This is a genomic window from Streptomyces sp. NPDC127100, assembly GCF_042724095.1.
Lineage (GTDB): Bacteria > Actinomycetota > Actinomycetes > Streptomycetales > Streptomycetaceae > Streptomyces.
In genome coordinates this window covers 1-16,037 of sequence record NZ_JBHXFL010000024.1, presented here as the reverse complement: position 1 = coordinate 16,037, position 16,037 = coordinate 1, and the positions used below count along the sequence as shown (strand labels likewise).

Annotated in this window: 15 protein-coding genes and 1 rRNA gene; 10 read left to right on the top strand and 6 right to left on the bottom strand. The window is 71.5% G+C overall.

From position 1 onward, the window contains the following. Positions 1-21: 21 nt before the first annotated feature. Entirely contained in the window at positions 22-399 is a 378-nt protein-coding gene (locus tag ACFWJB_RS21410; protein WP_385458071.1) for a metal-sensitive transcriptional regulator, read from the top strand. Between the two features lie 12 nt (positions 400-411). Here ACFWJB_RS21410 and ACFWJB_RS21405 read toward each other — a convergent pair whose 3' ends face one another. Continuing rightward, positions 412-591 (bottom strand): hypothetical protein, encoded by a 180-nt coding sequence (locus ACFWJB_RS21405; RefSeq protein ID WP_385458069.1) that lies wholly within the window; start codon positions 589-591, stop codon positions 412-414. 68 nt (positions 592-659) lie between these two features. Next, positions 660-1,559 (bottom strand): hypothetical protein, encoded by a 900-nt coding sequence (locus ACFWJB_RS21400; RefSeq protein WP_386924055.1) that lies wholly within the window; start codon positions 1,557-1,559, stop codon positions 660-662. A gap of 496 nt (positions 1,560-2,055) precedes the next feature. Here ACFWJB_RS21400 and ACFWJB_RS21395 point away from each other — a divergent pair, with 496 nt between their 5' ends. Next, entirely contained in the window at positions 2,056-3,645 is a 1,590-nt protein-coding gene (locus ACFWJB_RS21395; RefSeq protein ID WP_386924053.1) for an FAD-binding oxidoreductase, read from the top strand. Positions 3,646-3,647: 2 nt separating this feature from the next. Here ACFWJB_RS21395 and ACFWJB_RS21390 read toward each other — a convergent pair whose 3' ends face one another. Both ACFWJB_RS21390 and ACFWJB_RS21385 read right to left on the bottom strand, forming a co-directional pair. Next, positions 3,648-4,352: a phosphatase PAP2 family protein gene (locus tag ACFWJB_RS21390; RefSeq protein WP_385458063.1), complete on the bottom strand. Its 705-nt coding sequence runs from the start codon at positions 4,350-4,352 to the stop codon at positions 3,648-3,650. A 224-nt stretch (positions 4,353-4,576) separates the two neighbouring features. Then, on the bottom strand, positions 4,577-5,596 hold the full coding sequence (locus tag ACFWJB_RS21385; protein ID WP_386924051.1) for an NlpC/P60 family protein: 1,020 nt from the start codon (positions 5,594-5,596) through the stop codon (positions 4,577-4,579). A 383-nt stretch (positions 5,597-5,979) separates the two neighbouring features. On the opposite strand from ACFWJB_RS21385, the gene ACFWJB_RS21380 reads away from it, so the two are divergent. The 6 genes from ACFWJB_RS21380 (at position 5,980) to ACFWJB_RS21355 (ending at position 13,261) form a co-directional block, all read left to right on the top strand. Next, a complete protein-coding gene (locus ACFWJB_RS21380; RefSeq protein ID WP_019526682.1) occupies positions 5,980-6,288 on the top strand; it encodes a hypothetical protein in 309 nt (102 codons plus the stop codon). Between the two features lie 205 nt (positions 6,289-6,493). Next, a complete protein-coding gene (locus ACFWJB_RS21375) occupies positions 6,494-7,330 on the top strand; it encodes a hypothetical protein (protein WP_386924048.1) in 837 nt (278 codons plus the stop codon). Further along, complete coding sequence (locus ACFWJB_RS21370; protein ID WP_386924046.1) at positions 7,320-8,666, top strand: hypothetical protein; 1,347 nt, start codon at positions 7,320-7,322, stop codon at positions 8,664-8,666. Before ACFWJB_RS21375 ends, ACFWJB_RS21370 begins: the two co-directional genes overlap by 11 nt. 14 nt (positions 8,667-8,680) lie before the next feature. Beyond that, positions 8,681-10,222 carry an SCO6880 family protein gene (locus ACFWJB_RS21365; RefSeq protein ID WP_385458203.1) on the top strand — a complete coding sequence of 514 codons (1,542 nt, stop codon included), beginning with the start codon at positions 8,681-8,683 and terminating at the stop codon, positions 10,220-10,222. A gap of 12 nt (positions 10,223-10,234) precedes the next feature. Further along, positions 10,235-11,647, top strand: a complete 1,413-nt coding sequence (locus tag ACFWJB_RS21360) for an ATP-binding protein (protein ID WP_385458056.1) — start codon at positions 10,235-10,237, stop codon at positions 11,645-11,647. 18 nt (positions 11,648-11,665) lie between these two features. After that, positions 11,666-13,261 (top strand): TraM recognition domain-containing protein, encoded by a 1,596-nt coding sequence (locus ACFWJB_RS21355; RefSeq protein ID WP_386924044.1) that lies wholly within the window; start codon positions 11,666-11,668, stop codon positions 13,259-13,261. Positions 13,262-13,311: 50 nt separating this feature from the next. Here the strand turns inward: ACFWJB_RS21355 and ACFWJB_RS21350 are convergent, their stop codons facing one another. Then, positions 13,312-13,872 (bottom strand): GNAT family N-acetyltransferase, encoded by a 561-nt coding sequence (locus ACFWJB_RS21350; protein WP_385458052.1) that lies wholly within the window; start codon positions 13,870-13,872, stop codon positions 13,312-13,314. Positions 13,873-13,964: 92 nt separating this feature from the next. On the opposite strand from ACFWJB_RS21350, the gene ACFWJB_RS21345 reads away from it, so the two are divergent. Beyond that, the gene (locus ACFWJB_RS21345) at positions 13,965-15,212 is read left to right on the top strand and encodes a sensor histidine kinase (protein WP_386924041.1); all 1,248 of its coding nucleotides are present in this window, start codon (positions 13,965-13,967) and stop codon (positions 15,210-15,212) included. Beyond that, a complete protein-coding gene (locus ACFWJB_RS21340) occupies positions 15,209-15,886 on the top strand; it encodes a response regulator (RefSeq protein WP_385458048.1) in 678 nt (225 codons plus the stop codon). The genes ACFWJB_RS21345 and ACFWJB_RS21340 overlap by 4 nt, the downstream gene beginning before the upstream one ends. 58 nt (positions 15,887-15,944) lie before the next feature. On the opposite strand, the gene rrf is transcribed toward ACFWJB_RS21340, so the two are convergent. Beyond that, positions 15,945-16,037, bottom strand: a 5S ribosomal RNA gene (gene rrf, locus ACFWJB_RS21335); the annotation flags it as partial.

Genomic DNA, 16,037 nt, shown 5'->3' with positions numbered 1-16,037 from the left:
ACTGCCCAACAGGAGGACGCGATGACGACCACCGAGGCCGGCGCAGGCGCGCCCTCCGCCGCCGTGGACACGGTGGAGACGGACGGCACGGACGTCGTCACGGACCACGACCGCGGCGTGCACGGCTACCACAAGCAGAAGAGCGAGCACCTCAAGCGGCTGCGCCGCATCGAGGGCCAGATCCGCGGCCTGCAGCGCATGGTCGACGAGGACGTCTACTGCATCGACATACTGACCCAGGTCTCCGCCTCGACGAAGGGCCTGCAGTCCTTCGCCCTGCAGCTCCTCGAGGAGCACCTGCGCCACTGCGTCGCCGACGCGGCCGTCAAGGGCGGTGCGGAGATCGACGCGAAGGTCGAGGAGGCGACGAAGGCGATCGCCCGCCTGCTGCGCACCTGAGTCCGGGGCCGGCTACTGGCCGGCGCCGGCGCCGCGCTCCTCGGCGACCCTGAGCACCTCGTCGATGCTCTCCAGGCTGAGCCGTCCCCGGGCTGCCGAGGCCGCGATGATCAGCTCTCCGCAGAGTTCTATCTCGGCGAGCGCCACGTGGTCCTGAACTGCCGTACCGCCGACCGGAGCCACGCGCGTCACCTCGTCTCTGCCGTCACCGGCTTCCTAGAGTAGGGAGCGGCCTACGCACCGCGCATGGCACGGAAGGGCTAGTTCTTGCCGTCCGTGCCTTCCTCCGCGCCACCGCCCGGCGTCCCACCGGCCTCCTCGGCGATCCTCCCGGCGTAGATGTCGTCCTCCTCGGGCAGCTGTACGCGCACGGCGGTGCCGAAGTCGTAGAGCAGTGTCGTGGAGGCGACGGCCACGGTGCCCGCGCCCTGCCCGTTCGCGAAGCTGAACCGGTGGCGGACCTTGCGGACGCGGCCCGCGTCGTCGAGATAGGCGTCGAACGGCACCTGGGCGGTGGCGAACCCCTCGGCCGCCGCGGCCAGCGCCGCCCTGTTCCCCTCCGAGGCGTCCCGCGCCGCCCGGGCGAGGTCGGCGGTCCCCCGGTAGTGCCGCACCGCGGTCCCGGCCACCTCGGTGCGCCCCACGTACGTCGCGGTCCGCGTGCCCCGCAGCACCTCGGCGGCGGCGAACGGGTCCGTCGCCCCACCGGTCACCAGGTTCCCGTCGGAGAGGGTGGCGGTCGCCACCCGCACCCACTTGTCGTCGGGCACGCCGGCGCCCCGGTTCTTCATGAACAGGGCGCCGGGCGTCAGCAGTTCGGTGATCGGCCGGTGCCCGCTCGTGCCCGCGGGGTCCTGCGGCAGCTTCACCTTCAGCCTGCCGAGCCGCTCGCGGAAGTCGTACACCCCCTCGCCGCGGATGGTCACCCGCGTCCCGCCGCTGGCCATCTCCATGGCCGTGCGGGCCTTCGAACTGCCGGCGGCCACCAGACGGTCCGCGGCCCCGTGGAGCACACGGACCGGATCACCGGACCGGGCGTCCTGCACGGCGGCCCCCTGTCCGGAGCACCCGGCCGCGGCCAGTCCCGCACCGACCACGGCCCCGGCCACGCAGGCCGCCCCCGCCCTCCTGCCCCGTCGCGCCCTCTCCCGCCCGCCCATCGCCACCTGCCCCAGCCGACACGGCCCGTCCCGGGCCCCCTGTCGTCCCGGTTAACGACGGGCGGGCGACCCCGGTAACGTGGTCCCGTGGCTCAGCCGGACGCTAGTGAAGCTCCCCAGGACATCCCGGAACACCGCACCAGCACGGTCGAACAGGGCGCCTTCTGCACGGCCCGCTGCACCTGCGGCTGGCGAGGCCCGGCCCGCAGAGCCAGAAGCCAGGCCCGCACAGACGCCCAAACCCACCCGACCCCGCCCTGACAACCCCCGCGCCCCGTCAACCGCGGGCAACCGTGCCGTCAGCCGCGGGCAATCGTGCCGCCAAGGGCGGCACGGGTGGGCGCGGCGGCACCCCGCCGGCACCGGGCCGCGCACCCCACCCCCGCGCACACCCTCCGCCCGCCACCCGGTCGGCCCCGCCCGTGGAACCCGCATGCCCACCTCCTCGTCTCCCCCCAAGACCCCCCACGGGCCCCCACGGGACGCGGAGACGCAGATGAACCGGCGCACCTTCCTCGGCGGCACCACAACCGCCGCCCTCGCCCTCACCACCGCCACGACCGCCTGCTCGGGCATCCCCCTCGACGCACCCCCGGGCGGAGACAAGAACCCCGCCCCCACCCACACCCCCCGCCTCACCCGCACGGCCACCTCCACCAGGCCGGCATCGACCCCCACCCCCGCCACGTGGACCGCGCTCGCCGCCTCCCTGGACGGCCTCCTCGTCCGCCCCGGCGACCAGCCCTGGCAGACGGCCCGTCAGCTCTACAACACCCGCTTCGACACCCTCCGCCCCACCGCCGTCGCCTACATCTCCCACCCCGGCGACATCCGCACCGCCCTCTCCTGGGCCCGCGCCCACCACGTCCCCGTCGCGATCCGCAACGGTGGGCACTCCTACGCCGGTTGGTCCTCCGGAAACGGCCGCCTGATCATCGACGTCTCGCGGCTCGACCGCGTCCGCACCAGCGGCAACCAGGCCACCGTCGGCGCCGGCGCCAAGCTGATCGACGTCTACCGGGCCCTGACCGCCAAGGGCGTGACCGTCCCGGCCGGCTCCTGCCCCACCGTCGGCATCTCCGGCCTCACCCTGGGCGGCGGTCACGGCGTCGTCTCCCGCGCCTACGGCCTCACCTGCGACAGCCTCATCCAGGCCACCCTGATCACGGCGGACGGCAAGCAGCTCACCGCCGACGCCACCGCCAACAAGGACCTGTTCTGGGCCCTGCGCGGCGCCGGCAACGGCAACTTCGGCGTCGTCACGGAGCTCCGCTTCCGCACCCGCCCCGCGCCCCAGGCCGTGTCGGCGTATCTGACCTGGCCCTGGGCGAAGGCCGCCGCGGTCGTCCGCGCCTGGCAGGAGTGGGGCCCGGGCCAGCCCGACGAGATCTGGTCGTCGCTCCACCTGGAGGCCGGGCCCCGCGGCACCCCGACCGTGTCGGTCTCCGCCTTCTCCCTCGGCACCTACGGCGAGCTGCAGAACGCGGTCGACCGCCTCGCCGCCCGCATCGGCGCCTCGGCGAGCAACGTCTTCCTGAAGCGCCGTTCGTACGAGGCGTCGATGGAGGTGTACGCCGGCTGCTCGTCCTTCGCGACGGACGCCCGCTGCCATCTCCCCGGCGCAACGCCCGGCCGGTCGCCGCAGGGCGCGCTGCACCGCGAGACCTACGCGGCCCGCTCCGACTTCTACGACCGTTCCCTGCCGCCCGCCGGCGTCCGGGCCCTGCTGTCCCAGGTCCGCCCGGTGAGCGGCGGCACCACCAGCATCGCGTTCACGGCGCTCGGCGGGGCGGTGAACCGGGTCGCGCCGACGGCCACGGCGTTCGTGCACCGCCGGTCCCGGATGCTGGCCCAGTACCTCGCCTCCTGGCGGCAGGGCACGAGCGGCACGGCGGCCCAGTCCTGGCTGGCGTCCGCGCACGGTGCCATGCGCCCGTACGCCTCGGGCGCCGCGTACCAGAACTACGCGGACCCGACCCTCAAGGACTGGCGGCGGGCCTACTACGGAGACGCGGCCCCGCGCCTGGCGAAACTCAAGCGCCAGTACGACCCGGACCGCGTCTTCACCTACCCCCAGGCTCCGTAGTCCTAGGCGGCGAGGTCCCGCTCCTCCGCCCCGGCGTTCTCCTGCCGGGCACCCGGGATCACGGAGCGCCCCGCTTCGCTTCGCCCCCGCGCACTGACCAGCCATCCCGCCCGCGGCGACCGCTCCACGGCCTTGACGAGCGGCGTCAGCAGGGCCATGGCGACCGGCGACAGCAGCAGCGCGACGGCCGTGCCGAGGGCGAAGCCGCCGATGACGTCCGTCGGGTAGTGCACACCCATGTAGACCCGGGCGAAGCCGCCGAACAGGGCCAGCACGATCGCGCCGATCCCGAACTTCCGGTTGGCGACGAACAGCGCGACGGCCAGCGCCATCACGAGCGTGGCGTGGTCGCTGACGAAGGAGAAGTCGTCCTTGCCGGAGACGAGCACCTCGAGCCCCTCGTGGTCCTTGAAGGGCCGGGGCCGCTCCACGAAGCCCCGTATCGGCACGTTGACGAGTACGGCGATGCCGGCCGCCAGCGGCGCCCACACCAGCGCGGCCACGGACGAGGCCGCGTCCGCGCCGCCCCGCCGCCGCACACCCCACCAGCACCACAGCACCAGCAGCACGATCGCGAACAGCAGTCCGTACTCACCGACGAACTCCATGACCCGGTCGAACCAGTGCGGCGCGTCCTTGGCCAGTCCGTTGATGTCGTAGAGCAGCTCGACGTCGGGGTTCGACCCGGATTCGGCGAGTCCAGCCATGGTGCTGCGGCCCCTTCGTCATGTCCTCCGGCGCACCTTGCGCACGCCTCTCCTGCCACCCCCGTGGTCGTAGATCCGCCCGCTCTCCTCGTGCGCCGCACACCTACACGACAACAGGAACGCACGGTCCCCGTTGATACGTTCCACGCTCCACCGAATGATCACGCAGACGTTATCGAAGAGAGATACGTCATCGCAGCTCAGGGGATGGGTTCACGCTCGGTTCACACCGTCGTGGGCAACGCTTTCGCGCCATCTTCGGTCACCCGGGTCGCACCGAAGTAGTCGGGCGTGTCGACCGGGTCGAACCGGATCACGGCCCCCGACCGCGGCGCGTCGATCATGTACCCGCCGCCGACGTAGATCCCCACGTGCCGGATGGCCCGGGAATTGGTCAGGTCGTCGGAGAAGAAGACCAGGTCCCCCGGCAGCAGCTCGTCCCGCGCGGGATGCGCCCCCGCGTTGTACTGGTCGTTGGCGACCCGGGGCAGCTTGATCCCGACACTCTCGTACGCGGCCTTGGTCAGCCCCGAGCAGTCGAACCGCCCGCCCTGGTCGGCGGTCCCGTTCCCACCCCACAGATAGGGCGTCCCCAGCTTCTTCTGCGCGTACGCGATGGCCCCGGCGGCCTGCTCGGAGGGATCGACCCGCGTGGTGGGCGCGGCGAAGCTCTTCTCCAGCGTCGTGATCACCTTGACGTAGTTCTGGGTCTCCTTGTACGGCGGCACACCCTGGTACTTGATGACCGCGTAGGCGCCCGCATTGTAGGACGCCAGCATGTTTTCGGTCGCGTTCCCGGGAACGTCCTTCACGTAGGACGCGAGGGAGCAGTCGTACGACGCCGCGGACGGGATCGCGTCCGCCGGGTCCCACACGTCCCGGTCGCCGTCCCCGTCCCCGTCGATGCCGTGCGTGGCCCACGTCCCGGGGATGAACTGCGCTATGCCCTGCGCGGCCGCCACGCTCCGGGCCTGCGGGTTGAACCCGCTCTCCTGGTAGAGCTGTGCGGCGAGCAGCGCGGGGTTGATGGCGGGGCACAGATTGCCCCACTTCTGCACGAGCCCCTGATACGCCGCCGGCACGGACCCCTTGGCCAGGTTCTTGACCCCGCCGCCCACACCGCCCGCGAGGTTCCCGGCGACGATGTAGACCCCGACGACCAGCAGCAGCACGAAACTGACGCCCAGTCCGACTGCGGCGCCGCCGATGAACCACACTTTGCGCACGGCCCAACCCTTCCCCATCCGACCGGTCCCCAGGCCACGTCATCCGAGTGTGACGCTATTTCACCTGGCCCGCAGGGCACTCGACTCGACGCGGGCGCGCCCCCACCGGAGCGGCGGAGCCGCAGGAGTGGCCGACGACGGACCGCGCGGCACATTGCGGACCCACCTCATTGCCCACCGTGACGCAGCGTGATACACAGAGTGACGATACGAATCTTTGCATACCGGTCCGCGCCACCCTACGAGGGTCCGGCGCGGTCCGGTGGCAAGCTATTCCTACGAAACCCGCCAATCAATGACGCCAAGTCGACATACGACGGCGCCGTTGTCGGCGACAATGAGGCCTGACCTCTGCACGAAGGCAGAGGGCGCGGAACTACCCAACAGGGGCGGTGACTTACATGCTCTTTGCGGCCGACGAGGGAGACATCAACACCATCATCGGAGGGATCGCTCCGGACTGGGGCCCCTTCGGCAGCCTGGGCAACGAGGCGAAGGTGATGATCGAGGTGGTGATGGCCGTCGCCATCCTTCTCTGTCTGGGCATCGCCATCTGGGGCGCCGCCAAGCAGCGCATCGGTGCCACGGCCCTCCGGGACACCTTCAGCGCCGAACAGGGCAAGGGCCTCATCATCGCGGGCCTGACGGGCGTGTTCATCATCGGCTCGCTCGGCACGCTCTTCACCATCGTGTACGGCATGGCCGTGTAGGCGGGCGCGCGGTCCACCGGCCCCGCCGGGCGCGCCCGGCTCCCCCTCCATCCCACCCGCCCGTCGTGCCCACCGGCTGAGGTTGCGTTTCCCTGATGTCCAGTCACCACACCGCGCCCGAACGGGAGCCAGCACCGCTACCGTCATACTTCTACGGCATGGGGTACGAGGTGTTCCCGCACGACGTCGAGGGGGCGTACGCGGCATGAGTCTCGGAGACGACCACCAGTCCTCCGGCGGTTACGGCGGCACGGGCCAGACACGGACGCGGCTGCCCGACAACGGCGGCGACGCCTACGGAGGCGCCCGCCGCGGTGGACGCACGTCCTCGCGGAGCCTGGTCACCGTGGTCGGCGTGGTCGTCCTGCTGATCGCCGCGATCGCCTTCGCGAACCGTGGAGGAGACGATTCCGCGGGCTCCGACGAGGCGACGACCGGCGACAAGCCGAAGACCTCGGCGACGGCGCCCTCCGGCCGGCAGCCGACGACCACGAAGACGGCCGGCATCCCCACGGGCTTCCCCCACGACCAACAGGGAGCCCAAAGCGCAGCCGCGAACTACGCGGTAGCACTGGGCTCCGACGGGATGTTCAACACAGCCCGCCGTCACGAGATCGTGCAAGCCATCTCCGACCCCGGGTCCGTCAATCAACTCCAGACAGGCTTCGACGCTGACTACTCGGCGAGCTTCCTGCAGAAGATCGGCCTCGGTGAGGACGGTAGAGCACCTTCGGGCAGCACGTTCGTCAATCGCACGCTACCTGCCGGCACCAAGGTCACCGCCATCAGCGACAGTGCAGCCACAGTCGAGGTGTGGTGCAACGGTCTTTTCGGGCTGGCGGGTGAGAAGACGACCAACCCGGTGACGAGCAGTTGGTTCACCGTCGTCATGAAACTGAAGTGGAGCGGCAACGACTGGAAAGTCCTCGAGACCAGTCAGAAAACCGGCCCGACCCCCGTTCCGGGGGACAGCCCAGTGTCCGGGGCCGATGAGATGAGCAAGGCGGTCCAGGAATTCGGAGGCTTCAGCTATGCCCGGTAGCCGATACCGCACGCTCCAGCTCACCGGCTTGGTGCTCGCCACACAGACAGCTGCTGTCCTGGGGGCGACGCACGCCTTCGCCGATCCCACTCCGACACCGACGAAGTCCGAGGATCCCTGCTCGCTCATCGCCGGCCCCGCCAAGAAGTACTGCGAGCGCGGGGAATCCGGTGGTGGTTCCACCGGAGGTACCGGTGGGGACGCCCCCAGCCTCACCTCCACCCTCGACCCCCTCTCCTCCCTCGCCAAGGGCTGCGCCGACGCCGCGTCCTGGACGATCGACAAGCTCAGTGCCGCCGTACAGGACACCGCGAAGGTCGACTTCACCAACCCGAAGTTCCTCCAGCAGTACGCCGTCGTCTTCGCCGCGTCGACGATCCTCACGCTGCTCCTCTGGCTCCTCGCGGTGGCGAAGCGGGCCGTGCGCGGCGTCCCCCTCACCACCGCGCTCTCCGAGGCCATCGGGTTCCTCTGGCTCACCGTCCTGGCGTCGGCCTTCACGCCGCTCATCCTCTACACGGTCGTCTCCGCCACCGACGGCGTCACCGACGTCCTCGCCAAGGCCACCGGCGACCAGACGGACACCTTCTTCGGCACCTTCTCCGGCGCCCTGAAGAAGGGCGAGGACATCGGCGGCGGCCCGATCATGCTGATCGTCGTCTCCCTGGTCTCCATCCTCGCCGCCGGCATCCTGTGGCTGGAGCTCGTCATCCGCGCCGCCCTGCTCTACGTCGGCGCCCTGCTCGGCACCGTCGTCTACGCCGGGCTGGTCGACAAGAACCTGTGGGGCCACGTCCGCCGCTGGGCCGGGATCATGATCGCCGTGATCCTGGTCAAGCCCGTCATCGTCATCGTGCTGGGCCTCGCCGGTGCCCTGTCCGCCGACGACGGCCCCGACGCCTTCTCGGCCGTCGTCTCCGGCCTCGCGATCATCCTGCTGGCCATCTTCGCCTCCGCGATGATCTACCGCTTCGTGCCCGGCTTCGGCGACGAGCTCGCCGGCTCCCGCAACAACCGCATCATGCAGGGCGCCGAGGGCAAGGCCGCCGCCGTCATCAGCTCGCCGGCCAACCTCGTCGCCCAGGGCATCAGAACCCACAGCACCCGGAACAACGGCAGCGGCGGAGGCGGGAGCCAGTCCAGCTCCTCCGGGTCCCGCCCCTCCAACCCCGCGTCCGGCGGGGTCGCCGCGCACAGCTCGCGCCCCTCGAACGGCGGCGGAAGTGTCCCCTCCGTCGCACCCGCACCGCGCTCCGGCAGCCCGGTGAACACGCCCCATGCCAGTAACACCCGCAACAGCGGCACCAGCAACAGCTCAGGAGGTGACGGGCGTTGACGACCGAGTCCCACATGTCCCATCCGGTCACGCCCCGCCGTACGTATCTGATCGGCCGCGCCCGGCCGAACGCGATCGTCGGCCGCAACCGCGAGACCGGCGAGATCGCGCTGATCATCGCGGGCGCGTTCCTCGGCATGATGTGCGGTCTCCTCGTCCCCGTCCTGACCCTGCGCATCGTGCTGCTCATGGGCTTCCCGATGATCGCGCTGGCGGCGGTCTACGTGCCGTACAAGCACCGCACGTTCTACAAGTGGTTCGAGATCAACCGCAGCTTCAAGCGGACCCTGCGCAACGGCACCACCTACCGTTCCGGTGCCGTCGAGGCCGGCACCCGGCTCGACGGCCGGGAGATCGAGGTCGGCCCGCCGCCCGGCATCGGCCGCATCACCTGGCTGGCCGCGCCCTTCGGGCCGGACGAGATCGCCGTGCTGCTGCACGCCGACCGCAAGACCGTCACGGCCGCGATCGAGATCGAGGGCCCCGGCGTCGGCCTGCGTGACTCCGAGGACCAGGAGGCCCTCGTCGACCGCTTCGGCACGCTGCTCAAGCACGTGGCCAACGGCGACGGCTTCGTCACCCGCATCCAGATGCTCGCCCGCACCCTCCCGGCCGACCCGGACGCGCACGCCAAGGACGTCGCCCAGCGCGGCGACGACAAGGCACTGCCGTGGCTGCAGCAGTCGTACGACCAGCTCCAGTCCATGGTGTCCACCAGCAGCGAGCAGCACCGCGCCTATCTCATCGCCTGCATGCACTACACGCGCGAACTGGCCGCCGAGGCGCACACCATGGCCCGGGCGGCCCGCGCGCAGAACGGGCGCAAGGTGGACCGGGACGCGGGTCTCGCGGTCGTGATGGCGCGCGAGCTGACCGACATCTGCTCGCGCCTCCAGGAGGCCGACATCCGCGTGCGCCAGCCGCTCGGCCAGGGCCGGCTCGCCTCCCTCATCCACTCCATGTACGACCCGGACCACCCGATCGACCACATCCAGGCGATGACCAAGCGCAACGCCTGGCCGGCCGAGCTGGACGCCATGGAGCCCACCTACCTCCAGGCCAAGACGCGCGAGTCCTCCACCCGCGCCCCCTGGTGCCACGCCACGGCGTGGGTCAAGGAGTGGCCGATGACCCCGGTGGGCGTGAACTTCCTCGCCCCGCTGCTCGTGCACACCCCGGACGTCATCCGGACGGTCGCCGTGACGATGGACCTCGAACCCACCGAGGTGGCCATCGAGCGCATGCTGACCGAGAAGACGAACGACGAGGCCGAGGCCTCCCGCGCCGCCAAGATGAACCGGACCGTCGACCCGCGCGACATCGCCGCCCACAGCCGCCTCGACCAGCGCGGCGAGGACCTCGCCAGCGGCGCGGCCGGCGTCAACCTGGTCGGCTACATCACCGTCTCCTCCCGTTCCCCCGAGGCGCTCGCCCGCGACAAGCGGACGATAAGGGCCTCCGCCGGAAAGTCGTACCTGAAACTGGAATGGTGCGACCGTGAGCACCACCGCGCCTTCGTGAACACACTTCCGTTCGCCACCGGCATCCGAAGGTAGGGGCTGAGCCTGATGCGGGACCCGCTGTCCGTCCTCACCGACGCCTTCACGTCTTTCCTGTTCGGGAAGGTCGAGACGACCCGCCTCCCGGTCCGCACCTCCACGGGCCAGGCACAGGCCGTCTACCTGCCCACCGCCGCACCGGGCCTCGGCGACTCCGGCGTGATCATCGGCCGGGAGGTCTACTCCGGCAAGGGCTACATCTACGACCCCTTCCAGCTCTACGGCCAGCAGCTTCCGGCCCCGCACTGGCTCGTCCTCGGCGAGTCCGGCAACGGCAAGTCGGCGCTGGAGAAGACGTACGTGCTGCGCCAGCTCCGCTTCCGCGACCGCCAGGTCGTCGTCCTGGACGCCCAGGGCGAGGACGGCGTGGGCGAGTGGAACCTGATCGCCGAGGAGCTGGGGATAACTCCCATCCGGCTGGACCCGATGGCCGCCCTGGACCACGGCATCCGGCTCAACCCCCTGGATCCGGCGATCACCACGACGGGGCAGCTCGCCCTGCTCCGCACGATCATCGAGGTCGCCATGGGGCACGGCCTCGACGAGCGCTCCGGCTTCGCGCTCAAGGTCGCGCACGCCTACGTCAACGAGACCATCGTCGAGCGCCAGCCCGTCCTGACCGACATCGTCGAGCAGCTCCGCCACCCCGAGCCGGAGTCGGCCGAGGCGATGAACGTCGACATAGACGACGTACGGGCCTGGGGCCTGGACGTGGCGCTGGTACTGGACCGGCTCGTCGACGGCGACCTGCGCGGCATGTTCGACGGCCCGACGACCGTCGGCATCGACCTCGACGCGCCGCTCATCGTCTTCGACCTGTCGCACATCGACCGCAACTCCATCGCCATGCCGATCCTCATGGCCATCGTCGGCGTGTGGCTGGAGCACACCTGGATCCGCCCCGACCGGAAGAAGCGCATCTTCCTGGTCGAGGAGGCCTGGCACATCATCAACAGCCCCTTCGTGGCGCAGCTGTTCCAGCGGCTGCTGAAGTTCGGGCGCCGGCTGGGTCTGTCGTTCGTGGCGGTGGTGCACCACCTGTCGGACGTCGTGGACGGCGCGGCGGCCCGGGAGGCCGCGGCCATCCTCAAGATGGCGTCGACACGGACGATCTACGCCCAGAAGGCCGACGAGGCCCGGGCGACCGGCCGGGTGCTCGGCCTGCCCAGGTGGGCGGTGGAGATCATCCCCTCGCTCACCCCCGGCATCGCGGTGTGGGACGTCAACGGCAATGTCCAGGTGGTCAAGCACCTGATCACCGAGACCGAACGCCCTCTGGTCTTCACGGACCGGGCGATGACCGAGTCCTCGGCCGACCTCGCGGACGACGCCCTGCGCGCCGCCGAGCTGGAGGCGGAGGAGCGCGCGGCGGCCTTCATGGAGCAGCACATCGGCGACTCGTCCGAATCGACGGTGGCGTAGGCGCGGCGGGAGGGACCCATGAGACCGGACGACCGCCGCGACCAGCGGCCCGGGCAGCAGGGGGGCATTCCCGACGGCCTGCTGGTCGGCATACTCGCCTTCCTCCTCGGCATGACCCTGCTGGTGTGGTCGGCGACGGGCCTCGCCGGCCTGTTCGCCCACGGTTCCTGGCCCGCCGGCATCACCTTCGCCGGTACGCCCCTGGCCATGCGCCACCTGATCGCCGAGCCCCACGACATCACCGGCGCCTGGCCGGACGCTCCCGCGGAGGGCCTCTCCGGATACGGGCTGTTCTGGGGGCTGCTCATCGGCCAGCTGATGATCCTCGTGGTCCTGGCCGTGTTCGTGATGGGCACGGTGGCCCGCTGGAGGGCCGTTCGGCAGCGGCGACGGGCCGCGCAGTCACCGGCGGGCCAGGTGCCACCGCCCCCCGTTCCCCGCACGCCGTCCGGACCGTCGCAGGCGGCGGGGCCCGTACAGGCCGCGGGGCCCGTGCAGCCCCCGCCGCCCGGCCCGACCGCCCCGGCCTGGACCCCGGCCCCGTCGGCGCAGGCACCCGCGGAGCCGCCCCGCCACGAGGTGCCGCCCCCGAGGACCGCCCCGGAGCCCGCACCGGCCGACGCTCCGCAGGCCCGGCCGGCGACGGAGCGGACGCCCACGGCCTCCCCCCTCGACGGCGGACACGGCGGACGGGAGAAGATCCTGCTGGGCACACGGGAGAGCCGCCGCTCCACCGCCGCGCAGGCCGTGAGCGACGCGGACGGTCCCGCCCTCGTCGTCACGTCGAACCCCGCCCTGTGGCAGGACACCAAGGACGCGCGCGCCAAACTGGGCCCGGTCCTCCTCTACGACCCCACGCACCTCTGCGACACCCCGGCCCGCCTCCACTGGTCCCCCATCGCGGGCTGCGAGGACAAGCCGACGGCGGTGGCCAGGGCGACCGCGCTCCTCACCCCGGTCCGGCCCACCGCACGGCTCGACCAGGCCGTCAGCGACACCGCCACCACGCTCCTGCGCAGCTACCTGCACGCGGCCGCCGTCGACGGCCGCACCATCCGCCACGTCCACCGCTGGTCCCAGGGCGGCCAGATCCAGGACGCCGTACGCATCCTCCGCACCAACCCCAAGGCCGCCCCCGGCGCGGCGGGCGAACTGGAGGCGGCCCTCACCGCCCATCCCGAACGCCGGGACATGGCTCAGCAGCTGACCACGCGTGCTCTGGCCGCCCTCTCCGTGGTCAACATCCGCGAGGCGTGCACTCCCAACCGAACTGATGCCCTCGCCTTGGATTCCTTCGTCCACGAACAGGGCACGCTTTACGTGGTGGGGGAATCCATCGAGGACCCCCGGACGAGCCCGGGCGCCATGCCGCTGCTGACGGCGCTCGTCTCCAGCGTGGTCGAGCGCGGCCGGCGCATGGCCGAACGGTCATCCTCCGGTCGGCTCGACCCACCACTCCTGCTCGTCCTGGACGACGTCGCCGCCGTGGCCCCGCTGCCCCAGCTCCCCGAGCTGCTGGCCACCGGCGCGGACCGGGGCATGCCGGCCCTGGCCCTGCTCCGGTCCCGGGAACAGGGCCGCGCCCGCTGGCCGCACGACGAACTGCCGGTGTAGCGGGACCGGAAGCGCGGAGGACCCGGGGCGGGGGCCGCGGGAGCGGGGGATCAGCGTTCGACGGCGAACTCCAGCTCCATCTCCTCCGGCCGACCCGCCAGCGGCACGGTCCGGCCGCTCGGCGCGAAGCCCGCCTTGAGATAGAAGCCCTGGGCCCGTCCGTTGTCCTCGTGCACGATCAGCCGCACCCGTTCGGCCCCGGCGGCCCACGCCCACTCGAGACCGGCGTCGAACAGGGCCTTGGTCAGCCCGCTCCCCCGCCACTCGGGCCGCACGAACACGCCGACGACGTGCCCCTGCCTGCGGTCCACGGGGAGACCGGCCCAGTCCGTCGTCCCGGCCTCCTCCATCAGCACGGTCAGCGTGCCGAGCCACTGCCCGCCCGGCCCCTCCGCGACGATCTGCTGCGCCTCGGACGCCCCCTCGGCGGCACCTGCCGCCCTTTCCTGCCAGTAGGCGTCCGACCGGCCCACGGCGTCGTCGTGGGTCTCCAGGAAGGCCAGGTGCGCGACCGGGTCCCGCAGCGCGCGCAGCCTCAACTCCTTCACGGCGGGCCATTCGTCGGCACGTATGGACCGGATCACGTAGTCACCGGGAACCGAGGCACTCATGCGGCCACCGTAGTACCCCGGTACCACGCCCCTCACCTCATATACGGTCCCGGACGGACGCCCGCCGCGCCGGCGGGCCCGATCATGGTCGGATGGAGCCCGTGGGGGAAGAGCGAGCGGCCGAGCCGCTCACCGAGTACGTGCAGCGCGTGAACCGGCGGGTGCGTGCGTTCGACCGACGCCGACCGCTCGTGTGGGACCTCCATGTCACCGGCTTCTGGGTGACGGCCGCCCTGATCGACTACGCCGGCGGAGGCTGGCGCAGCGTCGCCCAGGACCCCGGCGTCCCCGGCGGTCTCGTCCTCGCCCTGAGTCTCGGCCTCTCCGTCCCCCTGCTCTGGCGTCGTAGTCACCCCCGCGCCGCGCTCCTCGCCGTGGCTCCGGTCGCCGTGGTGAACACCTGGACGGGCGCCGCCCTCCAGGTCTCCCTGCTGCAACTGGCCCTGCTCTTCCACATCACCCTGCGCCTGCCGCTGCGCAACCTGTGGTGGGCCACGGTCCTGATGACCGTCCCGACGTGCGTCACGCTGGTCCGGTACGGAGAGGAGGTGGGCCCCTGGAACCAGCAGGTCGGCTCGCAGTTGCTGTCCATGGGCGTGGTGGCCCTCATCGCCGTCACGGTCCGCACCCGGCGCAACTACACCGAGGTCCTCGAGGACCGTGCCCGCCGCCTGGAGATCGAGCGCGACCAGCAGGCCCAGCTCGCGGCCGCCGCCGAACGGGCCCGCATAGCGCGGGAGATGCACGACATCATCGGCCACAACCTCTCCGTCATCACGGGCCTCGCCGACGGCGGCCGGTACGCCGCCGCCAAGTCCCCGGAACGCGCCGCCCAGGCCCTCGACGCCATCGGCACCACCAGCCGCCAGGCCCTGGGCGAACTGCGCCGCCTCCTCGACGTCCTGCGCGACGAGGAGAAGGAGCAGGCCGAGCTGGCCCCGCAGCCCGCCCTCACCGACCTCGACCGGCTGGTCGACGGTGTCCGCAAGGCCGGCCTGCCCGTCCGCACCTCCGTCAAGGGCGACGCCTCCCTCCCACCGGGCCGTCAACTCGCCCTGTACCGCGTCATCCAGGAAGCCCTCACCAACACCCTCAAGCACGCCGGCCCCGACGCGACCGCCCGGATCGACCTCGCCTACGGGGCCGGTGGCGCCGTCAGCCTCACCGTCACCGACACCGGCCGGGGCGGCCCGGCCCCCGCACTCTCCGACGGCCGTGGACTGACGGGGATGCGGGAGCGAACATCCCTGTACGGCGGCACACTTGAGGCCGGCCCGCGCCCGCGCCCCGACCGGGGCTGGCGTGTTCACCTGTACCTACCGGAGGAACCCCCGCAGTGACGACCGTCCTCATCGCCGACGACCAGCCCCTTCAGCGTTTCGGTTTCCGGATGCTCCTGGAGAGCCAGGACGACATGACGGTGGTCGGCGAGGCCGCGGGCGGCGCGGAGGCCGTCCGTCTGACGGCCGAACTCCACCCCGACGTCGTCCTCATGGACGTCCGCATGCCGGGTCTCGACGGCATCGAGGCGACCCGCCGCATCGTGGCCGCCGGCCACCGCACCCGGGTGCTCATCCTCACCACCTTCGATCTCGACGAATACGCCTATGCCGGCCTGCGGGCCGGTGCCTCCGGTTTCCTGGTGAAGGACGCCCAGCCGGAGGAGCTCCTCTCCGGCATCCGCGCGGTGGCCACGGGCGACGCCGTGGTGGCCCCGAGTCTGACCCGCCGTCTCCTCGACGCGTACGTACACCATCTGCCGGCCGGGACCGCGGCCGATGCCCCGTCCGACGACGCCTCCCACCCGCGGCTGGCCTCGCTCACGGACCGCGAGCGCGAGATCCTCATGGTCATGGGCCAGGGCTGGACCAACACGGAGATAGCGCAGCGCCTTCATCTGGCCGAGTCGACGGTGAAGACGCATGTGGGCCGCATCCTGGCCAAGACGGGCTCCAGGGACCGTGTCCAGGCGGTGATCCTGGCGTACGACACGAAGCTGGTGCAGCCGTCCTGAAAGGGCCCTGAAACGCAGAAAACCCCGCACCGTGAGGTGCGGGGTTTTCCCAATATTTGTTCGGCGGCGTCCTACTCTCCCACAGGGTCCCCCCTGCAGTACCATCGGCGCTGAAAGGCTTAGCTTCCGGGTTCGGAATGTAACCGGGCGT

What these genes read in the sequence shown, in the direction of transcription:
- ACFWJB_RS21360 (WP_385458056.1), top strand. Translation starts at nt 10,235, where the DNA reads ATGCGGGACCCGCTGTCCGTCCTCACCGACGCCTTCACGTCTTTCCTG.
- ACFWJB_RS21370 (WP_386924046.1), top strand. Translation starts at nt 7,320, where the DNA reads ATGCCCGGTAGCCGATACCGCACGCTCCAGCTCACCGGCTTGGTGCTC.
- ACFWJB_RS21355 (WP_386924044.1), top strand. Translation starts at nt 11,666, where the DNA reads ATGAGACCGGACGACCGCCGCGACCAGCGGCCCGGGCAGCAGGGGGGC.
- ACFWJB_RS21390 (WP_385458063.1), bottom strand. Translation starts at nt 4,352, where the DNA reads ATGGCTGGACTCGCCGAATCCGGGTCGAACCCCGACGTCGAGCTGCTC.
- ACFWJB_RS21350 (WP_385458052.1), bottom strand. Translation starts at nt 13,872, where the DNA reads ATGAGTGCCTCGGTTCCCGGTGACTACGTGATCCGGTCCATACGTGCC.
- ACFWJB_RS21410 (WP_385458071.1), top strand. Translation starts at nt 22, where the DNA reads ATGACGACCACCGAGGCCGGCGCAGGCGCGCCCTCCGCCGCCGTGGAC.
- ACFWJB_RS21395 (WP_386924053.1), top strand. Translation starts at nt 2,056, where the DNA reads ATGAACCGGCGCACCTTCCTCGGCGGCACCACAACCGCCGCCCTCGCC.
- ACFWJB_RS21380 (WP_019526682.1), top strand. Translation starts at nt 5,980, where the DNA reads ATGCTCTTTGCGGCCGACGAGGGAGACATCAACACCATCATCGGAGGG.
- ACFWJB_RS21375 (WP_386924048.1), top strand. Translation starts at nt 6,494, where the DNA reads ATGAGTCTCGGAGACGACCACCAGTCCTCCGGCGGTTACGGCGGCACG.
- ACFWJB_RS21365 (WP_385458203.1), top strand. Translation starts at nt 8,681, where the DNA reads ATGTCCCATCCGGTCACGCCCCGCCGTACGTATCTGATCGGCCGCGCC.
- ACFWJB_RS21345 (WP_386924041.1), top strand. Translation starts at nt 13,965, where the DNA reads ATGGAGCCCGTGGGGGAAGAGCGAGCGGCCGAGCCGCTCACCGAGTAC.
- ACFWJB_RS21400 (WP_386924055.1), bottom strand. Translation starts at nt 1,559, where the DNA reads ATGGGCGGGCGGGAGAGGGCGCGACGGGGCAGGAGGGCGGGGGCGGCC.
- ACFWJB_RS21385 (WP_386924051.1), bottom strand. Translation starts at nt 5,596, where the DNA reads ATGGGGAAGGGTTGGGCCGTGCGCAAAGTGTGGTTCATCGGCGGCGCC.